Raw genomic sequence first — 24631 nt, 5'->3', positions numbered from 1 at the left:
GGATGACCGAGATCGACCCGGCCACGTCCGCGCTGCTCCTGATCGACCTGCAGGCGCGGATCGTGGCGTTGCCGACCACGCCGTACACCGGCGAAGAAGTCGTCGCCAACGCCCTGCGCCTGCGGGAGGCGTTCCACCAGGCCGGGGCGCCGGTGGTGGTCGTGAAAGTGTCACGGCCGGACAACCCGCCGGGCAACGAGCTGGTCTTCGAGACCGGCGACGACAAGATCGTCACGAAGTACACGATCGGCGGCTTCGCCGGCACCGATCTCGACGAGTACCTGCGCGGCGCGGGCATCCGCACGGTGGTGTTCGGCGGCATCGCGACGGAGTTCGGCGTGGAGTCGACCCTGCGCGCGGCCTCGGACCACGGCTACGACACGGTCGCGGTGTCCGACGCGATGACGGCGCTGTCGGAGATTTCGCACGAGAACGCGATCACGAAGATCTTCCCGAGGCTGGGCACGGTCGTGACGACGGACGAAGCCGTGGCGGCCCTGACGTGATCGACAAGATCGCCTGGATCCACGTGGTCGACGGCCGCGTCCTGGCCGCCCGCTCACGTGGCAAGGACCGGTTCTACCTGCCGGGAGGCAAGCGTGAGCCGGGCGAGACCGACGCCGAGACGCTGGTCCGCGAGGTCCGGGAGGAGCTGGGGGTCGAGATCGTCCCGGAGTCGATCGAGCCGGCGGGGACGTTCGAGGGCCAGGCCCACGGGCACGCGGAGGGAACGGTGGTCCGCACGACGGCCTACTCGGCGGCGTACCGGGGAGAGCCGCGGGCGTGCGCGGAGATCGAGGAGATCGCGTGGCTGAGCTACGCCGACCGGGACCGGGTGTCGCTGGTGGCGCAGCTGGTCTTCGACCATTTACGCGACGCGGGGCAGCTGCGATGATCGACAAGATCGCCTGGCTCCACCTGGTGGACGGCCGGATCCTCAGCACGCGCTCGCGCGGTAAGGATGACCTGCTACACCGCCGGCTACCGCGGAACCCTCGCGGCGAGCAGCGAAATCGACGAGATCGTGTGGCTCGGGTACGCCGACCGCGGCCGGGTCTCCCCGGTGGACCAGCTCATCTTCGACCAGCTGCGTGCTGCGGGGCAGCTGCGATGAGCGGCGCGTCCCGCGAAACCGCCCGGAACCCGACCCCGTAGTACAGCTCCCGCGCGGCGGCCGGCGAGCCCCGGGCTGTCGGCGCCAGGGGCCGGCCCGGGCGATGTCGCTGCACTGGATGGCTTCCGGCGGGACCTCCGCGGCGGTGCGGAAGGAAAACCCGGGCGGCAGCGATGGGCGAGCAACCGGCGAGGGGAACGCTCGTTCAGCTGCGACCACGGTGCGCGGGACCGACCTGGTACGCGAGGCGGTCAACGCGCTAAGCCAGCCGCAGCTTCGGTTTGTGCTCCAGGTGGGACAGCCCGTTCCAGGCCAGGTTGACCAGGTGCGCGGCCACCTCGTCGCGTTTCGGCTTGCGCGCGTCCAGCCACCACTGGCCGGTCAGCGCCACCATGCCCACCAACGCCTGCGCGTACAGCGCGGCCAGTTTCTCGTCGTAGCCGAGGGAGCCGAACTGCTGGGCCAGGATGTGCTCCACCTGGCTCGCGATGTCGTTCAGCACCGTGGAAAACGTCCCCGTGGAGCTCGCCACCGGGGAATCGCGAACCAGGATGCGGAAGCCGTCGTGGGAATCCTCGACGTAGGACAGCAGCGCGGTCGCCGCCTGCTCCAGCATCGCCCGCGGGTGACCGCCGTGCAGCGTCGAGACCATCCGGTCGAGCAGCAGCTGGGTTTCGCGGTCGACGACCACCGCGTAGATGCCTTCTTTGCCGCCGAAGTGTTCGTACACCACCGGTTTCGACACGTTGGCCCGGTGCGCGATCTCCTCGATCGACGTGCCGTCGAAGCCCTTCTCGGCGAACAGGGCACGGGCCACGTTCAGCAGCTGCTGACGCCGCTCGGTGCCGGTCATCCGGACCCGGGTCACCGGGGCGGCCGGACGCGCCCCGGTGACCTGCTGTTCCCGCTTCGAACGTCGTCTCCCCGCCATCAAGGCAGCCTAGTTGACTAGGCTTTTTCGGTCGCGATACGGGCCAAGCGCTGCGGCGTCGGCCAGCGCACGTCGTGCACCCAGCCGAACTTCTCGAAGATCCAGATCAGCCGCGCGGAGATGTCGATCTGGCCGCGCTTGACGCCGTGGCGCGCGGACGTCGGGTCGGCGTGGTGCAGGTTGTGCCACGACTCGCCGAAGGAGAAGATCGCCAGCGGCCAGAAGTTCGCCGACTTGTCGCGGGCCGCGAACGGGCGCTCGCCGATCATGTGGCAGATCGAGTTGACCGACCAGGTCACGTGGTGCAGCACGCAGATGCGGACCAGGCCGGCCCAGAAGAACGCCGTCACCGCGCCCCAGAGCGACCACGAGAGCAGGCCGCCGACCAGCGCCGGCAGCAGCAGGCTCACCAGCGCCCACAGCCAGAACAGGTCGTCGACCTTCTTGATCGCCGGGTCCTTGACCAGGTCCGGCGCGAAACGCTCGGCGTTGGTCTGGTCGCGCTCGAACAGCCACCCCATGTGGGCGTGCCAGAAGCCCTTGGCGATGGCCCACGGCGAGGTGCCGAACGCCCACGGCGAGTGCGGGTCGCCGTCGCGGTCGGAGAACGCGTGGTGGCGGCGGTGGTCAGCGACCCAGGTGATCACCGGGCCCTGCAGGGCGATGCTGCCCGCGATGGCCATGACCACGCGCAGCCACTGCTTGGCCTTGAACGAACCGTGCGTGAAGTAGCGGTGGTACGACACCGTGATGCCGAGCCCGCTGATCGCGTAGAACACCACGAAGATGCCGACGTCGACCCAGCTCAGTCCCCAGCCCCACGCGAACGGCACCGCGACCAGCAGCGCCACGAGCGGGGCGATCACACCGAAGTAGACCGACAGCTGCACGCCGATGCCGCGCGTGCCGTCGATGACAGGTTTGGGCCCCTTGGGAGCCGCCGGCTCCCCGGCGGGCTGGGAACGGTCGAGCGTGGCCGTCATACGCTTCACTTCTTCCTACACAGGCACGCCTCTACCAAGGGCGCCCTAACCTACGATGCCGTAAGTTACGGTACAGGAGGTTCGGGCGGCTGGGGAGAGCCCGAACTCACACCGCTGTCTCCGGACCCGGGTACCCGGCGGACGGGCGCATAACGCATCCCCCGCGCGGACGACACCCGATCGTCGCTATCCTGACCAGGATTGATCCGCCGTAGTGTAATCGGCAGCACTTCAGATTTTGGTTCTGACAGTTCAGGTTCGAATCCTGGCGGCGGAGCAGCAGAAGGACCCGAACCCCACGACACCGGGAGGTTGGCGCTGACCGACGAGGCGACCGACCCGGTCACGGCCAGGCGGCCCGCGCTGGCCGAGATGTCCGACGCCTGGCTCGTCGGGCGCGCGCGGGAACTGGGCGCCGCGGTCCAGCGGCACGAATACACCCAGCAGCTCGAGATCGTCGCGATGATGGACGAGCTGCTCGACGAGACCCAGCGGCGCGGTGAGCCCCTGCTCGTGGCCCAGCTGCTGCGCTCGTCCGCGCTCGCCCGGCTGTCCACCAAGGGCCTGGCCGCGGAGGCCGAACCCCGCCTCGACGAGATGCTCGCGCACACCCGCCGGCACGGCATCGCCCTGCTGCGGGCCGACGCGCACGCGCTGCGCGGGCGCCGGCTGGTGGCCGCCGCGCAGGAGGACGCCGCGCTCACCGAGATCGCCCGGGCGCTGGCCATCCTGGACGACTCCACCATCCCGGACCGGCAGGTCGGGCTGCGCGCCTGGAACCGGCTGCTTTCCTCGACGCTGATCGACTGCTGGCTGGTGCTCAACCAGCTCGGCGTCTACGAGGCGGCCGAAGAGGTGATCGGCCGGGCCGCGGCGGCGATCCGCGAGAGCGCGAGCCCGCACGACATCGCCCTGCAGCTGATCAACCGCATCAAGATGCTGCTCGGCTGGGGCCTGCGGCTGGAACGCATCGACGAGTACGACGAGAGCGCCGAGAAGTTCCGCACCGCGGCGTCGATGGGGGCGGCCGCCGAAGGCCCGTTCGCCGAGTCGCTGTTCCCGCGCAAGGCGAACGTCGCGGCGATCGACCAGGTCGGCGTCCTGGCCGCGGCGCCGGCGCTGAACCAGCCGGGCGCCGAGCACATCGACCGGCTGGAGAAGCTCTACACCGAGCGCGCGTTCGGGCACGACCGCGAGATCGTCGCGATCGCGCTGGCCCGCTGCCTGGACAAGGAAGGCCGTCGCGAGGAGGCCCTGTCGGTGCTGCGCGACACCCGCCAGTCCATCTCGGACGACACTTCGCAGCCGTCGATGCGGCTGAACATCGCCCGCGAGCTGGCCCGGCTCGACACGAGCCCGGACTACGCGTCCGGCGCGAGCGAGTCGCTCATCGACTACGCGCGGCGCCTCGAGTCGGAGATGTGGAGCCTGCGCGAGTCGCAGATCGCCACCTTGAACGCCCGCCGCGAGCACGAACGGCTCTCCGCCGAGCACGGCGCGATCACCCAGCAGGCCCTGCAGGACCCGCTCACCGGCCTGCCGAACCGCCGCGCGCTGGACGAGAAGCTGCGCCAGCTCGCGTCCTCGGCCGACGCGCAGCCCCTGGCGGTCGCGCTGGTCGACCTCGACGGCTTCAAAGGCGTCAACGACAAGCAGTCCCACGCCGAAGGTGACAACGTGCTGCGTGTCGTGGCGAGCACCCTTCGTGACGCGCTGCGCGGCGACGACCTCGTGGCCCGCTACGGCGGCGACGAGTTCATCGTCCTGCTCCCGGGCACACCGGCGTCCGCGGCGAAGATGGCGCTCGGGCGCGCGGTGAAGTCCGTCGCGAACCTGCCGCACCACCTCTCGCACGGCGTCACGCTGTCGATCGGGCTCGTGTCATTGCGGCCGCAGGAACGCGGCGAACAGGTCCTCGCGCGCGCGGACGCGGCCATGTACCAGGCCAAACGCGGCGGCGGCAACCAGGTGGCGTCGGCGAACTCGATGGCGGCGGACCCAGCGGGCGCGTGGGCGACCGAGGCACCTCCGACCGACCCCGCGTGGGACGCCGAAGAGCACAGTTAGGATCGGTGCCCGACAGAAGCCATTTCTTGGTAACCGTTGGGAGCGCCGTTGACCGGCCCGCTGAGCACGTTGATCCTGGCCGCGGGTGAAGGCACCCGCATGCGTTCCTCGACGCCCAAGGTGCTGCACCCGATCGCCGGGCGGCCCCTGGTCGAGCACGCCGTCCGGGCCGCCGCCGGCCTGAACCCCGAACACCTCGTCGTGGTCGTCGGGCACGGCCGCGAAGCGGTCGGCGAACACCTGGCCGCGGTCGGGGAAGCGCTCGGGCGGGCCGTCGGCACCGCGGTGCAGGACCAGCAGAACGGCACCGGCCACGCCGTGTCCTGCGCGCTCGCGACCCTGCCCGCCGACCTCACCGGCACCGTGCTCGTCAGCTACGGCGACGTCCCGCTGCTCGACACCGCCACCCTCGGCGCGCTGCTCGAGGAGCACACGGAGGCGAAGAACGCCGTCACCGTGCTCACCTCCGTGGTCGCCGACCCGGCCGGCTACGGCCGGATCGTGCGCGACGCGGCCGGCAAGGTCACCGGGATCGTCGAGCACAAGGACGCGACCCCGGAGCAGGCGGAGATCACCGAGATCAACTCCGGCGTCTACGCCTTCGACGCCGCCGTGCTCCGCGACGGCCTTTCGCGGCTCTCGACCGACAACGCGCAGGGCGAGCTGTACCTGACCGACGTGCTGGGCATCGCCAACGGCGACGGCCTCCACGTCGGCGCGCTGGTCGTCGACGACCCGTGGCTGACCGAGGGCGTCAACGACCGCGTCCAGCTCTCGGCGCTCGGCGCCGAGCTCAACCGCCGGATCGTGCAGCGCTGGCAGCGCGAAGGCGTCACCGTCGTCGACCCGGCCACGACCTGGATCGACGCCGGCGTGACGCTCTCCCGCGACGTCGTCGTCCAGCCCGGCGTGCAGCTCAAGGGCACGACGTCGGTCGGCGAGGGCAGCACGGTCGGCCCCGACAGCACGCTGACGAACGTCTCGATCGGCGCCGGCGCAAGCGTCGTGCGGGTGCACGGCTCGGACTCCGAACTCGGCGACGGCGTCAACGTCGGCCCGTTCACCTACCTGCGGCCGGGCACGAAGCTGGGCGTCAAGGCGAAGCTGGGGGCGTTCGTCGAGACGAAGGCGGCCGAGATCGGCGCCGGCACGAAGGTGCCCCACCTGACCTACGTGGGTGACGCCACGATCGGCGAGCACAGCAACATCGGCTGCTCGAGTGTCTTCGTCAACTACGACGGCGTGCACAAGCACCGGACCGTTATCGGGTCGTATGTCCGGTTGGGCGCCGACAACACGTTCGTCGCCCCGGTGCACATCGGTGACGGCGCTTACAGTGGGGCAGGTGCCGTGATCCGCGAAGACGTCCCGCCGGGCACACTCGCGGTGTCGGCGCCGCCGCAGCGCAACATCGAAGGCTGGGCGATCCGGCGCCGGCCGGGTACGCCCGCGGCGGAGGCGGCCCAGGCCGCCCTCGACGCCGATTCAGCAGCAGCAGGAACCGACGGGGAGTCGCCAGCATGAGTCCGAAGCAAGGGACGCCGAAGAAGAACTTGATGCTCTTCTCCGGACGCGCGCACCAGGAGCTCGCCGAAGAGGTGGCCCAGCACCTCAACGTGACGATCACCCCGCAGACGGCGCACACGTTCGCCAACGGCGAGCTGTTCGTCCGGTTCGAGGAGTCCGTCCGCGGCACCGACGCCTTCGTCATCCAGGCGCACACCACGCCCATCAACGAGTTCGTGATGGAGCAGCTCATCATGGTGGACGCGCTCAAGCGGGCGAGCGCGAAGCGGATCACCGTGGTGATGCCGTTCTACCCGTACGCGCGCCAGGACAAGAAGCACAAGGGCCGCGAGCCGATCTCGGCGCGGCTGATCGCGGACCTGTTCAAGACCGCGGGCGCCGACCGGATCATGACCGTCGACCTGCACACCGCGCAGATCCAGGGCTTCTTCGACGGCCCGGTCGACCACCTGATGGCCCAGACCGTGCTGGCCGACCACATCAAGAAGACCTACGGCGACGCCGACATCACGGTCGTCTCGCCGGACTCGGGCCGCGTGCGGCTGGCCGAGAAGTGGGCGCAGACGCTGGGCGACCGGCCGATTGCGTTCATCCACAAGACCCGCGACCCGGACAAGCCGAACCAGGCCGTGGCCAACCGCGTGGTCGGCAAGGTCGAGGGCAAGCTCTGCGTGCTGATCGACGACATGATCGACACCGGCGGCACGATCGTGAAGGCCACCGAGGCCCTGATCGACGAGGGCGCGGCCGACGTCGTCATCGCGACGACCCACGGCATCCTGTCGGACCCGGCGACCGAGCGGCTCTCGCAGTGCAAGGCGCGCGAGGTCATCGTGACGAACTCGCTGCCGATCCCGGAGGAGAAGCGGTTCGAGGGCCTGACGGTGCTGTCGATCGCGCCGATGCTGGCCGAGGCCATCCAGCAGGTCTTCGAAGACGGCTCGGTGACGTCCCTCTTCGACGGCAACGCCTGACGCTTTCCGATACCGGAGCCGTCCGCCGGGCGCGAACTTCGCGCCCGGCGGCCGCTTCCGGCGCTAGCGTGCCGGGATGGGGAACTTCAAGTTCGGCGTCAGCCTCCGCGAGATCGGCAGCCGCGACGAGTGGATCGCGAAGTGCCGGCGCGCCGAAGAACTCGGCTACGACGTCATCACCGTGCCCGACCACCTGGGCACCGGCCGCTTCGCGCCGTTCCCGGTGCTGGCCATGGCCGCCGCCGTCACCGAACGGCCGCGGCTGGGCCCCCTCGTCTCCAACGTGCCCTTCTACAACCTCGCGCTGTTCGCGCGGGAGGCGTCCACGACGGCCGCGCTGCTCGACGGCCGGCTGGACCTCGGCCTCGGCTCGGGACACATGAAGGCCGAGTTCGACGCCGCCGGGCTGCCGTGGCACCGGGCGTCCGAGCGGATCGGCTACCTCGAGGAAAGCCTCGGCTACCTGCGGAAACACTTCGAGGACGAGGGCATCCCGATGCCCCGCCTGCTCATCGCGGGCAACAGCGACGGCGTGCTCGGCCTCGCCGCGGAGCACGCGGACGTCGTCGGCTTCGCCGGTCTGCGGCAGCAGCCCGGCAAGCCGCCGGGCACCTTCAAGCTCGACAACGCCGAGGCGATGGACGAGCGCGTCGCGTACTTCCGGGCACGCGCCGGGGCCCGCGAGGTCGAGTACAACATGCTGGTCCAGCTCGTCGAGGTCACCGACGACCGGGAGAAAGCCGCGGCGCACTGGCACGAGGTGACCGAACGCAGCGCCGTCGCCGACGCCCGCGAGCTCCTCGACGCGCCGCAGCTGCTGCTGGGCACCGTCGAGGAGATCGCCGGTCAGCTGGTGGCCCGGCGGGACCGCTACGGGTTCTCGTACATCACCGTGTTCGAGCCCGCGCTCGAAGTGTTCGCGCCGGTCATCAAGGAGCTTCAGTAAGCGACGGTGAAGCGCGCGCGGCGGTGCTTCGGCTGCTCGATCTCGTCGACGTAGGCGATCGCGAAGTCGTCGCCGCCGATGTGCGACTTGCCGTTCTCGTCGGTCACCAGGACGTCGCCGCCGAGGCGGAACTCCCCGGTGCGCTCGCCCGGCGTCCAGGCACCGAACTCGGCGGCGGGGCTGACGTAGAACCAGTCGAGGTCCCCGGGCTGCTCGCGCAGCAGACCGAGCACCTCGGCGTGGCTGCCGGCCTCGTCCTTGTACTCGGCCGGGAACTCCGGGGTGTCGAACAGCCGCGGCCCGCCCTCGGCCACGTGCAGGCTGGCCGCGCCGCCCACGAACGACAGCCGGACGCCGTGCTCGCGCGCGATCCGGGCCAGCGACGGCACGGCGTCGATCAGTTTCTTGCCGTCGATCGCGCGGGCCGGGGTGGCGACCACGAACACGTCGGCGTCCTTGGCCAGGCCGGCCACGAACTCCTCGTCGTGCAGCGAACCCTGCCGCTCGTCGACGCCTTCGGGCGCCGAGCCGGGGTTCCGCGCGACGCCGACCACCTCGTGGCCGCGCCGCAGCGCCTCGGCGCCGATCCTGCCCCCGGCGTACCCGGTCCCTCCGAAAACCACCAGCTTGGCCATGTCGCTTCTCCGTTCGTCTCGGCTGTCCGCAGCCGATGCTAGGAACGGGAGATCACCTACTTCAACGGAAGCAACACACCCGTGGGTAGGTGTCCAGGTCAGCCGCCGAGGCCCGCGAACTCCGCCGCGACCTTCCGCTTCACGGCGTTCACGTCGAGGCCCGCGCGGACCTCCGCGGTCGCGTTCGGCTTGGACAGCACCTGGTAGCTGGCCGTGCGGTTGGGCAGCTTGAACTTCACCGTGCAGGACAGCTTGATCGTCTTGTACGGCTCCGCGTCGCCGGCCGCGGTGCAGGTCTGCGCGCCGAGGGCCTCGGCGCTGACTTCGACCGACAGGGTGATGTGGACGACGCTCTTCTCGCCCGAGGCCGGCGTGCCGACGACGCTGTTGGAGACGTCCACCGTCGTCGTGCAGGAGCCGACGAAGTCCTTGCAGTCGAGGTTGTCGTTGGTGACGACGGCGCTGGCCTGGACGAGGCCTTCGAACGGCTGGCCGAGGCCGCCGACGGTGTTGTCGAGGTCGGTGCGGAACGCCTTCAGCGCGTCGCCGGTGACCGGGGCGACCTGGAACTCGGCGCCGTACTTCGGCCCGTTCTGCGGGTCGAGCAGCGCCGGGGCGAAGCTGACGACGCGGTTCGGCTTGGCCGTGGTCACCCGCAGGACGCTCGGTGCCGCGCCGAGCTGGTAGACCTCGGTGCCGTCCGGCAGCTTCGCCTTGACCGGCTCGCTCAGCCGGTCGAGCCCGGACAGGGCCTTGCGCAGCCCCTCGGCCAGCGCCGGCGGCGCGAACCGGGCCGCCGGGTCGAAGGGCAGCTCGGAGCCGAGCGAACGCACCCAGCTCGTGCCGAACTGCGTGCCCTCGTCGATGGCGTGCGCCTTCCAGTAGTCGGCGTCGGCCTGCAGGAAGAACTGGCCGGCGGCGGCCGTCACCTGAACGACGCGCCCGTCCAGCGGCACCGCGCCGACGGCGTAGCCGCCGCGGGTCACCCGGAACTGCTGCCCGGCGCCCTTGACCGTGGCCTTCAGCGCCACCGCGGGCGCCTGGCCCAGCGCGGTCAGGGCCGCGTCGACCGCGGCCCGCTGCTCCACCCGCCGGTCCGCCGTCGCCTGGTCGGCCGCGGAGACACCGGCGGTACCGGCGACCGCCACCTGGCAGCCGGCCAGCAACCCGCCCAGCAGCAGCACCGCGGCTGCCACCCCGCTCCGTCGAGCCCGCATCAACGCCCCCCGCTCTCCCGCTACCCGAGCACACCTCGGCCGGCGTCGTCCCGCCACCGGATTTGTGTCGTCACGTACCGGGGTCCAGGAGGTTCTAGCCTGGGCCGGGCACCCGCCGCAACCCACCGTGATGAGGTTGGTTTACACTCTTGAGGTTGTCTCGGCGAGGCGGGGCCCTTCTGGGGTGCCCGGCGTGATCGACGCGGCGGCTCGAGTAGCCCCCGTCGTCGTGCACGCCCGGAAACTCGCCGCCGGAACTTCCTTGAACAGAACACACATCGGCTTCCCCCGCCGCAGCATGCTGTCTTTGATTTGAAGGAGTGCAACACCGTGTCCGAGGTACGTCTGTCCGTCGAGCCGCGCACCGAGTTCGGCAAGGGCGCCGCGCGCCGCACGCGTCGCGCCGGCAAGATCCCCGCCGTCCTGTACGGCCACGGCTCGGACCCGCGGCACTTCGCGCTGCCGGCCATCGAGTTCGCCCGCGTCGTCCGCGAGAACGGCTCGAACGCCGTCATCACGCTGGACCTGGAGGGCTCGGACGAGCTGGCCCTGACCAAGACGATCGTGGTCCACCCGCTGAAGAACTACATCGAGCACGTCGACCTGCTGGTCGTGAAGCGCGGCGAGAAGATCGTCGTCGACGTCCCCGTCGTCGTGACCGGCAACCCCGGTCCGGGCGGCCTGGTCAACCAGGACGTCGACACCCTGCAGGTCGAGGTCGAGGCGCTGCACATCCCGGAGCAGTTCGAGGTCTCGATCGAGGGCCTCGAGATCGGTTCCCAGGTGCTGGCGGGCCAGATCGAGCTGCCGCAGGGCGCCACCCTGGTCACCGACCCGGAGTCGCTGGTCGTGGCCGTCAACGAGCCGCAGCGTGAAGAGGCCGACGACGAGGCCGAGGCGGGCGAGGAGTCGGCCGAAGCCGCCGAATAGCATCACTGCATGACCGAAGACCTGCCTGGGGCCGGCGAGCTGATCCTGCTCGCCGGCCTCGGCAATCCCGGGCCCCAGTACGCCGGAAACCGGCACAACGTCGGATTCATGGTGCTGGACGAGCTCGCCGCCCGCGTCGGCGGCAAGTTCAAGACGCACAAGACCGGCGGCGAGGTCCTCGAGGGCCGGCTGGCCGGCCGGCGCGTGGTGCTGGTGAAGCCGCGTTCGTACATGAACCTCTCCGGCGGGCCGGTGGCCGGCGCGGCGAAGTTCTACAAGGTCGAGCCGTCCGGCGTCGTCGTGGTGCACGACGAGCTCGACGTCGACTTCGGCGCGTTGAAGCTCAAGTTCGGCGGCGGCGACAACGGCCACAACGGGCTCCGCTCGATCACGAAGTCGCTCGGCACCCGCGACTACTACCGGGTGCGCTTCGGCATCGGCCGCCCGCCCGGCCGGCAGGACCCGGCGGACTTCGTGCTGAAGGACTTTTCGACGGTCGAGCGCAAGGAACTCGCGTTCGAGGTGGACCGCTGCGCGGACGCGACCGAAGCCCTGGTCAAGGCCGGTCTCGCGGCCGCGCAGAACTCCTTCCACGCGGGCTGACATGGGTGGCGAGGTGAGACGATGACCCCCGAGGAAGTCCGGGCGATCGCCTTCGGCAAGCCCCGGTTCGGCCGTCGCGGCTACAACGAAGACGAGGTCGACGCGTTCCTCGACCTCATCGCGGAGGCGCTGGCCGGCCGCAACATCCTCACCCCCGACGACATCCACTACGTCGAGTTCACGATCATGCCGGTCGGCATGCGCAGCTACGACCAGGCCCAGGTCGACCTGTTCCTCGACGAAGCCGAGTCGGCCCTGGTGGCCCTGCGCCAGCCCCCGCCGCCGCCGGTGGCGGCCGAGGACGAGCGGCCGCAGGGCCCGCGGAAGTGGTTCGGCCGCAACTGACGCTGTGAAGCCGGCCACACACCGCTCGGTAGTGCTCTTTCACCCGAAGGCGGGCGCCGGGCCGCCCGTCGGGGTGAGCTTCGGGATCGCCCCTTCCGGGGGAACGTGTTCACGGGTTAGGACGGTGTACGGGAGTTCGCACCCGCCCTACCCCGGAATCGGAGAGTTCCATGTCGTTCACCGCCGAAGACCTCGCCGAGGTCACCTTCGGTAACGCCCCGATCGGCCGCCGTGGCTACGCCAAGGACGAGGTCGACGAGTTCGTCCGGCGGATCGCCAAGACGCTCGCCGAGGAGGACGACCTGACCGCCGCCGAAGTGCACCACGTGATGTTCTCGAAGCCCCTGATCGGCAAGCGCGGCTACGACGAGCGCGAAGTCGACGAATTCCTCGACACGGTGGAGGACCAGCTCGCCACCCGCACGGGACAGGCCCCGGACCTCCCGGGCGCCCGCACGGCCCCGGAAGCCACCACCGAGCGCGCCACCCCACCACCGACGATCCGCGCGGTCCGCGTCCAGCAGCGCTAGCGCGGCACTTTCACGTGAAAGTGCCGCTTGCCGGTGGGCACTTTCACGTGGAGGTGACGGTCAGGCGTCCGCGTTCTTCTTGATGCGGTCCGCGAACTGCTGGGCCGTGGCCGCGCGCTTGACCTTGCCAGACGGGGTCTTCGGGAGGCTGCCCGCCGGGAGCACCACCACCGCGTACGGGCGCATGTCGACCGCGTCGCGGACGCGGGCCGAGACCTGCTTCATCAGGGTCTTCTCGGCCTCGGCGTCGCCCGCCAGCTTCGACTCCACGACCACCGCGAACCGCTCGCGGCGGCTGCCCGCATCCAAGCGGACCGCCACCGCGTTGCCCGCGCGCACGCCTTCGACCGATGTCGCCGCGCGCTCGATGTCCGTCGGGTACAGGTTGCGGCCGCCCATGATGATGACGTCCTTGCGGCGGCCGCAGATGACGATCTGGCCGTCGACCAGGTAGCCGAGGTCGCCGGTGTTGAGCCACCCGGACTCGTCCTGTGTCGCGAGGGGGCCGTCCATGGTCAGGTAGCCGGGCGTCACGGCCTCGCCGCGCAGCCGGATTTCGCCGACCTCGCGCTCGCCGACGCGCTCGCCCGCCTCGTTGACGATCTCCGCCTCCAGCCCGTCCAGGGGCGGGCCGAGCAGCGCGAACGACCGGACGCTGTCGGTGCCGCGCCGCGGGTCGCCCTCGGGCACGGGCACCGCGCGGTTGTCCGCCTCCAGCGCGTCGGCTTCGACGACGTCGAGGGTGAGGCCGGTGAACAGCGGCGCGAACGACACCGCGAGGGTCGCTTCGGCCATGCCGTAGGCCGGGAAGACGCACTCGGCGGGCATCTTGAACCGCGCGCCCGCGTCCACAAAGGTCTGGACGGCGGACTCGTCGATGGGCTCGGCGCCGTTCAGCGCGATGCGCAGCTTCGAGAGGTCGTAGGCGTCGTCTTCGTCGACGCGGGCCATCCGGCGCCCGACGATGGCGTACGCGAAGTTCGGCGCCGCCGTCGTGGTGCCGTGGTACTTCGTGATCAGCTCGGGCCAGATCAACGGCCCCGAAAGGAACTCGACCGGCGTGATCTTGACCAGCTCGACGCCGAAGGTCATCGGCACCGTCAGGAAGCCGACCATCCCCATGTCGTGGAACGTCGGCAGCCAGGACACCATGACGTCGACGTCGAAGTCGAACTCGGCGCGCTCGACCATGGCCTTGACGTTGGAGTACAGGTTGCCGTAGGTGATCCGCACGGCCTTGGGGTCGGCGGTCGACCCGCTGGTCAGCTGCAGCAGCGCGGTGTCGCCCTCGTCGGTGACGACGACGTCTTCCAGGGGTTCGGCTGCGGCCAGCTCGGTGATGAGCTTGAACCCGATGCCCTTCTGCTCCAGGACGGGCGCGAGCTGGTCGAACGGTTCGCCCAGCAGCACGAGGCCGGAGCCGATCATCCCGAGTACCCGCACGGTGTCCTCGGCCCACTCGGCGAGATCGGTGCGCGGAGTCGGCTGGTGCAGCATGGTGACGCTGCCCCCGGCCAGCCAGACGGCCTGCACGGTGGGCGCGATCAGCACCGGCGCGGCGGCCAGCACGCCGACGGCGGTTCCCGGCCGGAACCCCGCGGCGACGAGCCCGCCGGCGATCCGCCGGGCTTCTTCGTGCACCTCACTCCAGGTCCGCCGGACCGGCTCCTTCGGCTCCCCGGTGACCATGCCCCGCTGCTGACCCCGCCCCGTCGCGGTGGCGACGAGCGTGTCCACGAACCTGCTCATGGTGCAGACATTACTGGGAGCTGTGTCACTCCAGCAGTTCGGACGTCTCCAGCCAGCGTCCTTCGACGTCTTCGATCTCGCCCTGGACGCCCTTCAGCTCCGCGTTCAGCTCCATCAGCTTCGCCGGTTCCGTCGCCGCCGCCAGCAAGGCTCCGTGCAGCTTCTCCTCCTTGGCGTGCAGCTGGTCGAGCTTGCGCTCCAGGCGCCCCAGCTCCTTCTGCGCCGCCCGCAGGTCCGCCGCCGACTTCTTCGCCTCGGTCTTGGCCGCCGTCGGGGCCGCCGCGGGCGCCGGTTCCTTGGCGAGCGCGCGGCGGTTCAGGTACTCCTCGATGCCGCCGGGCAGGTGCGTGATGTGGCCGTCGCCGAACAGCGCGACGATCGTGTCGCAGACGCGCTCCACCAGGTAGCGGTCGTGCGAGACCACGACCATCGTGCCCGGCCAGCCGTCGAGGAGGTCCTCCAGCTGCTGGAGCGTGTCGATGTCCAGGTCGTTCGTCGGTTCGTCGAGCAGCAGCACGTTCGGCTCGGCCATCAGCAGCCGGCACAGCTGCAGCCGGCGGCGCTCGCCACCCGATAGGTCCCCGACCGGCGTCCACTGGCGCGCCTGCGGGAAACCGAGCTTCTCGCCCAGCTGGGAGGCGGTCATCTCCTGCTTGCCGAACACCACGCGCCCGGCCACCTGCTCGATCGCCTGCAGCACGCGCAGGTCGCCGGGCAGGTCGTCGAGCTCTTGGCGCAAGTGCGCGAGCGCGACCGTCTTGCCTTCGACGCGCCGGCCGGTCGAGCCCTCGACGTCCCCACCGAGCAGCTTGAGCAGCGACGTCTTGCCCGAGCCGTTCACGCCGACCAGTCCGATCCGGTCGCCCGGCCCGATCCGCCAGGTGACGTGGTCGAGCAGCGTCCGCTCGCCCACCTGGTACGTCGTGTCTTCCAGCTCCAGCACGGTCTTCCCGAGCCGCCGCTTGGCGAACGCCTGCAGCTCGACGGAATCGCGCGGCGGCGGGACGTCGGCGATCAGCGCTTCCGCCGCCTCGATGCGGTAACGCGGCTTCGACGACCGCGCCTGCGGGCCGCGGCGCAGCCACGCCAGCTCCTTGCGGGCCAGGTTCTGCCGCTTCTCCTCGGCCGTCGCCGCCAGCCGCGCGCGCTCGGCGCGGGCGAAGATCCAGTCGGCGTAACCACCTTCGTACTGCTCGACGCGGCCGTTCGCGACCTCCCACGTCAGGGTGGCGACGGTGTCGAGGAACCACCGGTCGTGCGTGACGACCACGACCGCGATCCGGCGGGTGAGCAAGTGGTCGGCGAGCCACTGGACGCCTTCGACGTCCAGGTGGTTGGTCGGTTCGTCGAGCACGACGAGGTCGAGCTCCCCGGTCAGCGCAGCGGCCAGCGAAACTCGGCGCCGCTCCCCGCCGGAGAGGTTCGCGGTGGGCGTGTCGAGCCCGATCGCCGTGATGCCCAAACCGTCCACAATAGACCGGACGCGCGCGTCGGCGGCCCATTCGTGCTCGGCGCCGTAGCGTTCGAGCACGACCTCGCCGACCGTGCTGCCGTCCGGGAGCTCGGTCCGCTGGGTGACCACGGCCATCCGCAGGCCGCCGACGTGGCTGACCCGCCCGGAATCCGGCTCGGCGAGTCCGGAAAGGACTTCCAGCAGGGTGGTCTTGCCGCCACCGTTGAGGCCGACGACGCCGATGCGCTGTCCGGCCGCGACACCCAGCGACACGCCGTCCAGCAGCGGGCGAACCCCGTAGGACTTGCTCACCGACTCCAGGTTGACCAGGTTGGCCACTGCTCAGCCGATCCTCTCTACGATGACGAACCGGGTCGCCACGACCATGGTCGTGTCGTCCACGGTGAATTCCGGATCTTCCATGGCTGCGCGCATTTCCGTGCTCTGCCAGTAGTCCGTGTGGTCGGCGCGCCATTCGGCGACGCTCGTGAAGCCCTCGCCCTCGTCGAGCGCGTGCTGCAAGTCCACTTCGGACAGCGGCAGGACGCGCACGTCGGTGGTTTCGAGCACCGCGACCCCTTCGCCCGCCGAGTCGATCATCAGCTCGCGCTCGCCGGCGACGGGCAGTTCTTCGCCGTACTTCTCGTATTCGGCGACCAGGCCGGTGGTCGACGTCTTTTCCCCGCGCAGGATCGCCGCGACCAGCTTGTCGCGCAGCGGGCCGGGGAACGCGAACTCGGCGTGCTTCATGCGTGCACCCGCGGGGACGCCGGGCGGGGTGCGTCGTCGCCGCCGACGACGCGGGCGCCGGGGACCGGGCCGTGGGCCACGCGGACCGTCCGGCAGACGCCCGCGCCCGACAGCTCGGCCGCGACCTCCACCGCCGACTGCCCGTTCTCGCAGAGGAACGCGCACGTCGGGCCGGAGCCGGACACCGTGCCCGCGAGCGCGCCCGCGTTGACGCCCGCGCGGAGCGTGCGGCGCAGGTCGGGCCGCAGCGAGACCGCCGCCGCCTGCAGGTCGTTGCCCAGCAGCAGGGCCAGCTGGCGCGGGTCGCCGGAGGCCAGCGCCTCGACGACCGGCGTGTGCGAGCCGATCCGGGGCGGGTTGCCCGCCGCGCGCAGGCGGTCCAGTTCGCCGAACACCTTCGGCGTCGACAGCCCTTCGGCGGCGAAGGCCAGCACCCAGTGGAACGTGTGCCGCGACAGCACCGGGACCAGCTGCTCGCCGCGGCCGGTGCCCAGCGCGGTGCCGCCGTAGAGCGCGAACGGGACGTCGCTGCCCAGGCCGGCGGCGATTTCGGCCAGCTCGTCGCGGGTGACGTCGAGGTTCCACAGGCTCGCCAGCCCGACCAGCGTCGCCGCCGCGTCGGCGCTGCCGCCCGCCATGCCGCCGGCGACCGGGATGCCCTTGCGCAGCACCACCCGCACCTTCGGCTCGCCGGCGCGCCCGACGTGCGCGGCCAGCGCTTCGACGGCCCGCCAGGCCAGGTTTTCCGGGCCGGTCGGGACCGAGCCCTCCCCCTCGCCGTAGACCTCGATGCCGGGCTCTTCGGTGACCGCGACGGTCACCTCGTCGGTCAGCGACAGCGCCTGGAACACGGTCACCAGCTCGTGGAAACCGTCTTCACGCAGGTCATCGACCGAAAGGTGCAGGTTGACCTTGGCCGGGACCCGGACGGTGACTGGGGGCGGAACTACGGCGAGCACCCGACCAGCCTACGTGCCCGCCAAAACACCCCAATGTGGCGTTGGGTGCATCTGACGCACCCAACGCGGCGTTCGGTGCATCCAACGCACCCAACGCGGCGTTCGGTGCGTCCAGCGCACCCAATGTGGCGTTCGGTGCGTCCAGCGCACCCAACGCCACATTGGGGCGCTTGGGGCTACGGATCAGGCAGCCGGGATCAGGCAGCCGCGACACCCTGCGGGCCGCGCGCGGTGTGCGTGACGTGGCCGCCGCGCTCGGCGACCCAGGCCAGCGCCGCGTCGGCCCGCTCGCCGCGGACGCCGAGGCGGAAGCGGCCGACCGGGGTGTCGCCGATGCGGGTCAGGCCGCCGCCGATGGTGGCGAACTCGACGTCGAACCGGCCCGCAGCCTCGGGCAGCAGCGCACCGACCGAGGCGAAGCCGACCAGCACGACGTCGGCCGAGCGGTCGTAGCGCGCCACCTGCGCGCGGGTCGTCTCGATGGCCGGCAGCAGCGCCTGCGCCGTGCGGCTCGTGGGATCGGAGATGAGGTCGAGGACCGTGCCGCGCTCGATGATCGTGCCGTCCTCCAGCACCGCGACGTCGTCGCAGACCCGGCGGACCACGCCCGCGTCCGGCGTCGTGACGACGACCGTGACGCCGAGCTCGGACCGGGCCCGGTCGAGGACGGTGAGCACCGCGCCGGCCTCCTCCGGGTCGATGCCGGCGGTCGGGTCGTCGGCGAGCAGCACCGCGGGGGCCGCCGCCAGGGCCTTCGCCACCGCGACGCGGCGGAGCTGACCGGCGGACAGCTCACCGGGCCGCTGCGCGGCGCGCGGGGTCAGGCCGACGAGGTCGAGCAGCGAGCCGACCCGGCTGCGGCGCTGCGGGCCGTCGACGCCGAGCTGCTCGAGCGGGGAAGCGATGTTGCCGGCGATGGTGCGTTCGGCGATCAGCTCCGGCTTCGTGGACACGACGCCGAGCTGACGGCGGATTTCGCGGAGGCGGCGGCCGTCGAGGGTGCCCGTGTTGAGGCCGTCGAGCCGGACGACACCGCGGTCGGGGCGCTCCTGCAGCGCGATGCAACGAGCCAGGACGGACTTGCCCGAACCGGCGGGGCCGACCACGCCGAACAGCGAACCGGCCTGGACGTCGACGCTCACGTCCCGCAGGGCGAGGACCGAGTTTCCGTTGGCAGCAAAGGATTTGGACAGGTTTTCGACGGTGATCACGAAGGCTCCAGAAAACGGGGCGCCGCCGCTCGTGGGCGCGCCCGGCCGCAGGCGAAGGTCCGTCCGTTGTGGACGGTGCGTGAAGAAGGGTGAACCGGCAGGGGCTAGCTCAGCTGGAGCGCCGACATGCGGTCACGGAGCGGCGGCCTTCGTCGACGACGCGACGCCTGGTCAGGAGCAGGGGGCGGGCTACCCTCTTCATCGAAAACGGCCTCCATCGGTCCTGGCGGTAGCACCTGCCCTGTGGAGGGTGGTTGCTGCGACTTCGGCGAGCCAGGTCTCTCAGTCGCTCGGGATGGACGTACTGAGTAAAACCGATCCCGAGGAGCGAGCGCAAGCCCGTTGGCCCAGATCACACGAGTGGCGGTGTCCGGATCGCGGGATCACGGGCGGAGCGGGGGAATTTTCACGCCTCCACTGTGGAGTTCTCAGCGCACGGCCGCGAGCCGGGCGAAGTCGTGCACGCCGAGCTGCTCACCGCGGGTCCGGGGGTCGATCCCGGCGGCGGCCAGCAGTTCGCCGGCCCGCTCGGCCGAGCCGGCCCAGCCGGCAAGCGCGGCGCGAAGGGTCTTCCTGCGTTGTGAGAACGCGGCGTCCACCAGCCCGAAGAGCCGGTCCCGGTCGTCGGACGCCGTCGTGCCGGCGCGTTCGAACGCGACGAGCGCGGAATCGACGTTCGGCACCGGCCAGAACACCGAGCGTGGCACGGCGGCGACCTTGCGTGCCGGGCCGTACCAGGCGAGCTTGACGCTCGGGACGCCGTAGATCCGGCTGCCCGGGCCGGCGGCCATCCGGTCGGCCACCTCGGTCTGGACCATGACGAGGCCCGTCCGGAGCGAGGGCACCTCGGCCAGCAGGTGCAGCACGACCGGCACGGCGACGTTGTACGGCAGGTTGGCGACCAGCGCGGTCGGCTCGCCCAGCTCCTCGCGCGTGACGCGCAGGGCGTCGGCTCCGACGACGGTGAGGTTCCCGGCCACTTCGGGCCCGCGTTCGGCGACGGTCTTCGGCAGCCGCTCGGCGAGCTTGGGGTCGATCTCGACGGCGACGACCCGCGCGCCGGTGGCGAGCAGCCCGAGGGTCAGCGACCCGAGCCCGGGCCCGACCTCGAGGACGACGTCGCCGGGCGTGATCCCGGCGAGTTCGACGATCCGGCGGACCGTGTTGGGATCGTGCACGAAGTTCTGCCCGAGCTTCTTGGTCGGCCGCACGTCGAGTTCGGCCGCCAGCCCGCGGATTTCGGCCGGTCCCAGCAGTTCAACCACCGGATGAGCGTACCCAGGCGGTCGGTTCGCGCACCTGGACGGTCGGTTCGCGTACCCGGAGGGTCGGTTCGGGGCACGCGAACCGGCCCCTGTCCACGTGGGACGGGGGCCGGTTCGGGAGAGCTGTCAGGCCTTCTTGCCGCAGACCGGCCAGGCGCTGTACCCACCGCGGGCGTCGCGGACCTTCTCCGCGACCGCGATCTGCTGCTCACGCGAAGCCTGGTGCGGATACGCCGCGTACTGGTCGCCGCCGTAGGCGTCCCACGTGCGCTTGTCGAACTGGAGGCCGCCGTAGTACGTGTTGCCGGTGTTGATGGCCCAGTTGCCGCCCGACTCGCACTGCGCGATGCGGTCCCACGCGGAGCCGTCGCCGATCGCCGGGGTCGGGGCCTTCTTCGTGCCGACGTGGATGATCTTCGGCTTGGGCTGGGTGATGACCTGCTCGGAGACGCTCTCGCGAGCGACCTCCTTGCCGTTCTTCTGCGTGACCTTGTAGGTCACCATCTTCTCGCCGGGCGCGCCCGGGTCCTCGACGCTGGTCTTGCCCTTGTCCAGGTCCGGGTCGTCGACGCGCTGCTCGGGCGGGGCGATGGTCTCCTTCTGCGTGACCGTCGAGACGCCGGTGCGGCTGATGTGGACCTCGGCGCCGTCGGTCAGCTTGACGTCCAGACCACCCTCGGCGGCGTCCTCCGGGCCCAGGGAGAGCTTGTACTCGCCCAGGAACTCCTTCGTGGTGACGGCCGTCGTCTTCACCTGCTTCGGCGCGTTGGCGCCGTCGAACAGGGTGATGTTCTTCAGGGTCTTGATCTCGACGGTGGCGCCCTGCAGGGGCAGCTCGCCGTCCTTCGGCATCGACATCCACGTGCCGGGCTTGTCCAGCCCGGTCATGCCGAGCTGGCCCAGCGCGTCGCCGAGGTGGGTCGCGCGCACCCAGGAGGTGTGCTCCGCGCCGTCGACGACCATCTTGAGCTGGCGGCCGCGCTCGAGCTTGATGACGCCGCCGTCGCCGACCTCCGCCTGCGGGGAGGGGGAGAGCGAGTCGTGCGCGCCGACCGACAGGCCCGCGTCCTCGAGCACCTCGCCGACGGTGTCGCCGAAGGAGTGCACGGTCTGCTGGTGGCCGTCGACGTCGACGGTGATGCTCTTGTTCATCGCCAGCGCAGCCGCGCCGCCACCGGCGACGCTGATCATCACGCTGAGGACGGCGCCCTTGAGGAACCGGCGCTTCCAGACCTTGGTCGTCTGGCGGAGCCCCTCGTCCAGAGCCGCACGGCGCGCTTCGGGGGAAGCGGTGCGGTCCTCCTCGAGGCCGTCCGGGATGACGATCGGCGGCAGGTACGTCGTCTCGGCGTTGATCAGCCGGATCAGCTCGTCGACGTCGACGTCCATCTCGGCCATCATCGCGTCGGCATCGGGGCCGAGCGCGGCGAGGATGTCCTGCTGCGTGATGTTCGGGTCGTCGGAGAAGTCGAGCTGGCCGTATGCCGTGTCCTCGAAATGACTGCGTTCGAGGACGGCGGAGCGCGCTCCAGCCTGTCTGCTACCTGTCACCGGGGATCGTTCCCTTTCACGAGACGACGGTCGGGGGCGCCGTCTCTACGACTGGGCGTGACGATCGGCAACTGCTGAACGCAGGTCCGACCGGCACGATCACGGGACAGTAACGGGTTGCGGCGGGTTGCGCAAACACCCCCCGGAGTGTCGTGATCTGGGTCACTACATCAGGTGGCCGAGCGGGAAACCCTGATGTCGCAATGCGTTCAACCCGATGTGACGCTGGGGAGTCGGTACACCCGTTCGGCCGTGGTCCGGACCGATTCGGCGACTTCGTGGACAGCTTCGCCCCTGAGCGCCGCAAGGTGACGCACGGTGTAGGCGGCGCCGAACGGCTCGTTCGGCCGCCCACGGAACGGGTGGGGGGTCAGAAACGGCGCGTCGGTCTCGACGAGGTACTGCCCGGGCGGGCAGAGCCGGGCCGCCTCGTGGAGGCCCTTGGCGTTCTTGAACGTCACGGTGCCCGCGAAGGAAAGGACATATCCCGCGTCGACGCACTTGCGGGCCATTTCCGCGTCTCCGGAAAAACAATGGAAAATTACGGCATCCGGCGCACCCTCTTCGGCCAGGATGCGCAGCACGTCGTCGTGAGCCTCGCGGTCGTGGATCATCAGCGGCTTGCCCAGCCGCTTGGCGAGGCCGATGTGCCAGCGGAACGCCTCCTGCTGGGCGTCGTGCGGCGAGTAGTCCCAGTAGTAGTCGAGGCCGGTCTCGCCGACGGCGACCACGCGCTCGTGCCCGGCCAGCCGCTCCACCTCGGCCTTCTCCGCCTCGCCGAACTCCTTGGTCCGGGTCGGGTGGATCGCGACGGCGGCCCAGACCCGGCGGTCCCAGGTGGTGGCCTCCGCGGCCCAGCGGGCCGAGGCGAGGTCGTCGGCGACCGTGACGACGCGCGCGACGCCGGCGCGCTCGGCGCGGTCGACCATGGCCGTGACATCGGCCGCGGTGACCGCGCCGCACGCGTCGAGATGGGTGTGCGCGTCCACCACCGACACCGGGAGCCGGTCCGGGACCGGCGGCAGCTCGCGCTTCTGATCACCCATGCGTACTTCCTACTCCTTGCTGATCGGTGCCCACTCCGGGCCGGTCTCGCCGAGGGCCGGGTCGAGCTTGGTGAACAGCGGCGACGGCTTCTGCAGGGGCGTGCCGACCTCGATCGGCTTCGACTCCCACTTCGCCTGCTCGCCCGCATAGTCGCCGGTGAGGATCGGGTTGACCCGGCCCTCGATGTCGAGGTCGTCGACCTCTTCGAGCTCCGGCTGGGCGGCCCAGACGCCGGTGCCGCCGAGGGCCTCGTGCACCTTCTGCGCCGAGTGCGGCAGGAACGGCGTCAGCAGCGTGTTGGCGTCGCTGACGACCTGCAGCGCGGTGTGCAGCACGGTGTCGCGCCGCGTGGGGTCGTCCTTGAGCTTCCACGGCTCCTGGTCGGAGAGGTACTTGTTCGCCGCGGTGACGACCTTCATCGCCTCGGCCGCCGCCAGCTTGAACCGGGACCGGGCCAGGTGCGCCCCCGCGGTGTCGAACGCCTTGCGCGACAACGCCTTCAGGTCCTCGTCGGCCGCCGTCGGCGCCTCCGGGCGCGGGATCGCGCCGACGTTCTTGTGCGCCATCGAGATGGACCGGTTGACCAGGTTGCCCCACTCGTTGGCCAGCTCGAAGTTGGTCCGGCGGACGAACTCGTCCCAGGTGAAGTCGGTGTCCTGGGTCTCCGGGCCGGCGACCGAGATGAAGTACCGCAGCGTGTCCGGGCCGAAGTCGCGCAGGAAGTCCTCGACGTAGATCACGCGCCCGCGCGAGGTCGAGAACTTCGAGCCGCTCATGGTGAGGAACTCGCTGGAGACGATCTCGTCCGGCAGGTGCAGCTTGCCGTACTTGCCCGGCTCGCCGCCCTTGTCGCCTTCGCCGTTGTGGCCGAACAGCAGGGCGGGCCAGATCTGGGCGTGGAAGGTGATGTTGTCCTTGCCCATGAAGTAGTACGACCGGGCGTCGGCGTTGTTCCACCACTCCTGCCACGCGTCCGGGTTGCCGGACCGGCGGGCCCACTCGACGCTGGCCGAGAAGTACCCGATCACCGCGTCGAACCAGACGTAGAACCGCTTCAGCGGCTGGTCGCGCCAGCCGTCGAGGGGGATCTTGACGCCCCAGTCGAGGTCGCGGGTGATCGGCCGGGGCCGCATGTCGTCGATCAGGTTCTTGGTGAAGTTGAGGACGTTCGGGCGCCAGTCGTTCTTGGTGCCCAGCCAGTCGCCGAGGGTTTTGGTGAACGCCGGCAGGTCGAGGAAGTAGTGCTCGGTCTCGACGAACTTCGGCGTCTCGCCGTTGATCCGCGACTTCGGGTTGATCAGCTCCGCGGCGTCGAGCTGGTTGCCGCAGTTGTCGCACTGGTCGCCGCGCGCGCCGTCGTACCCGCAGATCGGGCAGGTGCCCTCGACGTAGCGGTCGGGCAGCGTGCGGCCGGTGGACGGGCTGATCGCACCCCGGGTCGTCTTCGGCACGACGTAGCCGTTGCGGTGCAGCGCCAGGAAGATCTGCTGCGTCACCTCGGCGTGGTTGCCGGTCGAGGTCCGGGTGAACAGGTCGTAGGACAGCCCCAGGCCCTGCAGGTCGTTGCCGATCTGGCGGGTGTACTTGTCCGCCGTCTCCTGCGGGGTCGAGTTCTCGTTGTCCGCCTGGACGGTGATCGGGGTGCCGTGTTCGTCGGTTCCGGAGACCATGAGCACCCGGTTGCCGGCCATTCGCTGGTAGCGGGAGAAGACGTCGGACGGGACGCCGAATCCGGACACGTGGCCGATGTGGCGGGGGCCGTTGGCGTAGGGCCAGGCCACCGCGGTCAACACAGGGGTGCTCATACCTTATTAGCCTACGGAGGGCGTCACGCGCTTTGTCGG

General features: G+C 70.7%; 24 protein-coding genes, 1 tRNA gene and 1 riboswitch. Of the genes, 12 read left to right on the top strand and 13 right to left on the bottom strand.

What is annotated here, in order from left to right:
* Nucleotides 1-2 precede the first annotated feature (2 nt).
* The 3 genes from C2L59_RS44225 to C2L59_RS44215 all read left to right on the top strand — a co-directional run bounded on the left by C2L59_RS44225 (nt 3) and on the right by C2L59_RS44215 (nt 1114).
* Nucleotides 3-506, top strand: coding sequence for an isochorismatase family protein (locus C2L59_RS44225; RefSeq protein WP_103355562.1), 504 nt, complete (start codon nt 3-5; stop codon nt 504-506).
* Nucleotides 503-895, top strand: a complete 393-nt coding sequence (locus C2L59_RS44220; protein ID WP_103355561.1) for an NUDIX domain-containing protein — start codon at nt 503-505, stop codon at nt 893-895. The genes C2L59_RS44225 and C2L59_RS44220 overlap by 4 nt, the downstream gene beginning before the upstream one ends.
* Before the next feature lie 66 nt (nt 896-961).
* Nucleotides 962-1114, top strand: coding sequence for a hypothetical protein (locus C2L59_RS44215; RefSeq protein WP_233224021.1), 153 nt, complete (start codon nt 962-964; stop codon nt 1112-1114).
* A 259-nt stretch (nt 1115-1373) separates the two neighbouring features.
* Here the strand turns inward: C2L59_RS44215 and C2L59_RS44205 are convergent, their stop codons facing one another.
* Both C2L59_RS44205 and C2L59_RS44200 read right to left on the bottom strand, forming a co-directional pair.
* Nucleotides 1374-1967, bottom strand: a complete 594-nt coding sequence (locus tag C2L59_RS44205) for a TetR/AcrR family transcriptional regulator (RefSeq protein WP_103355722.1) — start codon at nt 1965-1967, stop codon at nt 1374-1376.
* 95 nt (nt 1968-2062) lie between these two features.
* Nucleotides 2063-3028, bottom strand: a complete 966-nt coding sequence (locus C2L59_RS44200) for an acyl-CoA desaturase (protein WP_103355560.1) — start codon at nt 3026-3028, stop codon at nt 2063-2065.
* Between the two features lie 205 nt (nt 3029-3233).
* Between C2L59_RS44200 and C2L59_RS44195 the strand changes: the two genes are divergently transcribed.
* The 5 genes from C2L59_RS44195 (at nt 3234) to C2L59_RS44175 (ending at nt 8542) form a co-directional block, all read left to right on the top strand.
* Nucleotides 3234-3305 (top strand) — tRNA-Gln (locus C2L59_RS44195).
* Nucleotides 3306-3340: 35 nt separating this feature from the next.
* Nucleotides 3341-5095, top strand: coding sequence for a diguanylate cyclase (locus C2L59_RS44190; protein ID WP_103355559.1), 1755 nt, complete (start codon nt 3341-3343; stop codon nt 5093-5095).
* Between the two features lie 48 nt (nt 5096-5143).
* Entirely contained in the window at nt 5144-6619 is a 1476-nt protein-coding gene (gene glmU / locus C2L59_RS44185) for a bifunctional UDP-N-acetylglucosamine diphosphorylase/glucosamine-1-phosphate N-acetyltransferase GlmU (RefSeq protein WP_103355558.1), read from the top strand.
* Entirely contained in the window at nt 6616-7596 is a 981-nt protein-coding gene (locus tag C2L59_RS44180; protein ID WP_103355557.1) for a ribose-phosphate diphosphokinase, read from the top strand. The genes glmU and C2L59_RS44180 overlap by 4 nt, the downstream gene beginning before the upstream one ends.
* Nucleotides 7597-7672: 76 nt before the next feature.
* The gene (locus C2L59_RS44175; RefSeq protein WP_103355556.1) at nt 7673-8542 is read left to right on the top strand and encodes a TIGR03621 family F420-dependent LLM class oxidoreductase; all 870 of its coding nucleotides are present in this window, start codon (nt 7673-7675) and stop codon (nt 8540-8542) included.
* Here the strand turns inward: C2L59_RS44175 and C2L59_RS44170 are convergent.
* The gene (locus tag C2L59_RS44170; RefSeq protein WP_103355555.1) at nt 8536-9177 is read right to left on the bottom strand and encodes an NAD(P)-dependent oxidoreductase; all 642 of its coding nucleotides are present in this window, start codon (nt 9175-9177) and stop codon (nt 8536-8538) included. The two genes, C2L59_RS44175 and C2L59_RS44170, sit on opposite strands and share 7 nt — an antisense overlap.
* 98 nt (nt 9178-9275) lie before the next feature.
* A complete protein-coding gene (locus C2L59_RS44165) occupies nt 9276-10394 on the bottom strand; it encodes a hypothetical protein (RefSeq protein WP_103355554.1) in 1119 nt (372 codons plus the stop codon).
* Nucleotides 10395-10724: 330 nt separating this feature from the next.
* Here C2L59_RS44165 and C2L59_RS44160 point away from each other — a divergent pair, with 330 nt between their 5' ends.
* From C2L59_RS44160 to C2L59_RS44145, 4 genes are all read left to right on the top strand, one after another.
* The gene (locus tag C2L59_RS44160) at nt 10725-11324 is read left to right on the top strand and encodes a 50S ribosomal protein L25/general stress protein Ctc (protein ID WP_103355553.1); all 600 of its coding nucleotides are present in this window, start codon (nt 10725-10727) and stop codon (nt 11322-11324) included.
* A 9-nt stretch (nt 11325-11333) separates the two neighbouring features.
* Nucleotides 11334-11927, top strand: coding sequence for an aminoacyl-tRNA hydrolase (pth, locus tag C2L59_RS44155; RefSeq protein WP_103355552.1), 594 nt, complete (start codon nt 11334-11336; stop codon nt 11925-11927).
* A 21-nt stretch (nt 11928-11948) separates the two neighbouring features.
* A complete protein-coding gene (locus C2L59_RS49630) occupies nt 11949-12272 on the top strand; it encodes a DivIVA domain-containing protein (RefSeq protein WP_103355551.1) in 324 nt (107 codons plus the stop codon).
* Nucleotides 12273-12442: 170 nt separating this feature from the next.
* Complete coding sequence (locus C2L59_RS44145) at nt 12443-12802, top strand: DivIVA domain-containing protein (protein ID WP_103355550.1); 360 nt, start codon at nt 12443-12445, stop codon at nt 12800-12802.
* A gap of 60 nt (nt 12803-12862) precedes the next feature.
* Here the strand turns inward: C2L59_RS44145 and C2L59_RS44140 are convergent, their stop codons facing one another.
* The 9 genes from C2L59_RS44140 to metG form a co-directional block, all read right to left on the bottom strand.
* Complete coding sequence (locus C2L59_RS44140; RefSeq protein WP_103355549.1) at nt 12863-14551, bottom strand: fatty acyl-AMP ligase; 1689 nt, start codon at nt 14549-14551, stop codon at nt 12863-12865.
* A 25-nt stretch (nt 14552-14576) separates the two neighbouring features.
* Nucleotides 14577-16343 (bottom strand): ABC-F family ATP-binding cassette domain-containing protein, encoded by a 1767-nt coding sequence (locus C2L59_RS44135; RefSeq protein ID WP_103355548.1) that lies wholly within the window; start codon nt 16341-16343, stop codon nt 14577-14579.
* A 3-nt stretch (nt 16344-16346) separates the two neighbouring features.
* Nucleotides 16347-16754 carry an ASCH domain-containing protein gene (locus tag C2L59_RS44130; protein WP_103355547.1) on the bottom strand — a complete coding sequence of 136 codons (408 nt, stop codon included), beginning with the start codon at nt 16752-16754 and terminating at the stop codon, nt 16347-16349.
* On the bottom strand, nt 16751-17713 hold the full coding sequence (locus C2L59_RS44125; RefSeq protein ID WP_103355546.1) for a 4-(cytidine 5'-diphospho)-2-C-methyl-D-erythritol kinase: 963 nt from the start codon (nt 17711-17713) through the stop codon (nt 16751-16753). The genes C2L59_RS44130 and C2L59_RS44125 overlap by 4 nt, the downstream gene beginning before the upstream one ends.
* 197 nt (nt 17714-17910) lie before the next feature.
* Entirely contained in the window at nt 17911-18924 is a 1014-nt protein-coding gene (locus tag C2L59_RS44115; protein ID WP_103355544.1) for a methionine ABC transporter ATP-binding protein, read from the bottom strand.
* A gap of 211 nt (nt 18925-19135) precedes the next feature.
* Nucleotides 19136-19226, bottom strand: a riboswitch (SAM riboswitch).
* Between the two features lie 126 nt (nt 19227-19352).
* Entirely contained in the window at nt 19353-20189 is an 837-nt protein-coding gene (gene rsmA / locus C2L59_RS44110; RefSeq protein ID WP_103355543.1) for a 16S rRNA (adenine(1518)-N(6)/adenine(1519)-N(6))-dimethyltransferase RsmA, read from the bottom strand.
* A gap of 126 nt (nt 20190-20315) precedes the next feature.
* On the bottom strand, nt 20316-21740 hold the full coding sequence (locus tag C2L59_RS44105) for a resuscitation-promoting factor (RefSeq protein ID WP_103355542.1): 1425 nt from the start codon (nt 21738-21740) through the stop codon (nt 20316-20318).
* A 209-nt stretch (nt 21741-21949) separates the two neighbouring features.
* Nucleotides 21950-22786, bottom strand: a complete 837-nt coding sequence (locus C2L59_RS44100; RefSeq protein ID WP_103355541.1) for a TatD family hydrolase — start codon at nt 22784-22786, stop codon at nt 21950-21952.
* 9 nt (nt 22787-22795) lie between these two features.
* Complete coding sequence (gene metG / locus C2L59_RS44095; RefSeq protein WP_199199725.1) at nt 22796-24592, bottom strand: methionine--tRNA ligase; 1797 nt, start codon at nt 24590-24592, stop codon at nt 22796-22798.
* Nucleotides 24593-24631: the final 39 nt, after the last annotated feature.

The sequence above is a fragment of the Amycolatopsis sp. CA-128772 genome (assembly GCF_002904295.1).
GTDB lineage: Bacteria > Actinomycetota > Actinomycetes > Mycobacteriales > Pseudonocardiaceae > Amycolatopsis.
Note: the sequence above shows the minus strand (reverse complement) of the source record. Positions and strands in the feature narration are given on the sequence as shown.

What these genes read in the sequence shown, in the direction of transcription:
- C2L59_RS44225 (WP_103355562.1), top strand. Translation starts at nt 3, where the DNA reads ATGACCGAGATCGACCCGGCCACGTCCGCGCTGCTCCTGATCGACCTG.
- C2L59_RS44215 (WP_233224021.1), top strand. Translation starts at nt 962, where the DNA reads ATGACCTGCTACACCGCCGGCTACCGCGGAACCCTCGCGGCGAGCAGC.
- C2L59_RS44205 (WP_103355722.1), bottom strand. Translation starts at nt 1,967, where the DNA reads ATGACCGGCACCGAGCGGCGTCAGCAGCTGCTGAACGTGGCCCGTGCC.
- C2L59_RS44200 (WP_103355560.1), bottom strand. Translation starts at nt 3,028, where the DNA reads ATGACGGCCACGCTCGACCGTTCCCAGCCCGCCGGGGAGCCGGCGGCT.
- C2L59_RS44180 (WP_103355557.1), top strand. Translation starts at nt 6,616, where the DNA reads ATGAGTCCGAAGCAAGGGACGCCGAAGAAGAACTTGATGCTCTTCTCC.
- C2L59_RS44175 (WP_103355556.1), top strand. Translation starts at nt 7,673, where the DNA reads ATGGGGAACTTCAAGTTCGGCGTCAGCCTCCGCGAGATCGGCAGCCGC.
- C2L59_RS44170 (WP_103355555.1), bottom strand. Translation starts at nt 9,177, where the DNA reads ATGGCCAAGCTGGTGGTTTTCGGAGGGACCGGGTACGCCGGGGGCAGG.
- C2L59_RS44165 (WP_103355554.1), bottom strand. Translation starts at nt 10,394, where the DNA reads ATGCGGGCTCGACGGAGCGGGGTGGCAGCCGCGGTGCTGCTGCTGGGC.
- pth (WP_103355552.1), top strand. Translation starts at nt 11,334, where the DNA reads ATGACCGAAGACCTGCCTGGGGCCGGCGAGCTGATCCTGCTCGCCGGC.
- C2L59_RS49630 (WP_103355551.1), top strand. Translation starts at nt 11,949, where the DNA reads ATGACCCCCGAGGAAGTCCGGGCGATCGCCTTCGGCAAGCCCCGGTTC.
- C2L59_RS44145 (WP_103355550.1), top strand. Translation starts at nt 12,443, where the DNA reads ATGTCGTTCACCGCCGAAGACCTCGCCGAGGTCACCTTCGGTAACGCC.
- C2L59_RS44140 (WP_103355549.1), bottom strand. Translation starts at nt 14,551, where the DNA reads ATGAGCAGGTTCGTGGACACGCTCGTCGCCACCGCGACGGGGCGGGGT.
- C2L59_RS44130 (WP_103355547.1), bottom strand. Translation starts at nt 16,754, where the DNA reads ATGAAGCACGCCGAGTTCGCGTTCCCCGGCCCGCTGCGCGACAAGCTG.
- C2L59_RS44100 (WP_103355541.1), bottom strand. Translation starts at nt 22,786, where the DNA reads ATGGGTGATCAGAAGCGCGAGCTGCCGCCGGTCCCGGACCGGCTCCCG.
- metG (WP_199199725.1), bottom strand. Translation starts at nt 24,592, where the DNA reads ATGAGCACCCCTGTGTTGACCGCGGTGGCCTGGCCCTACGCCAACGGC.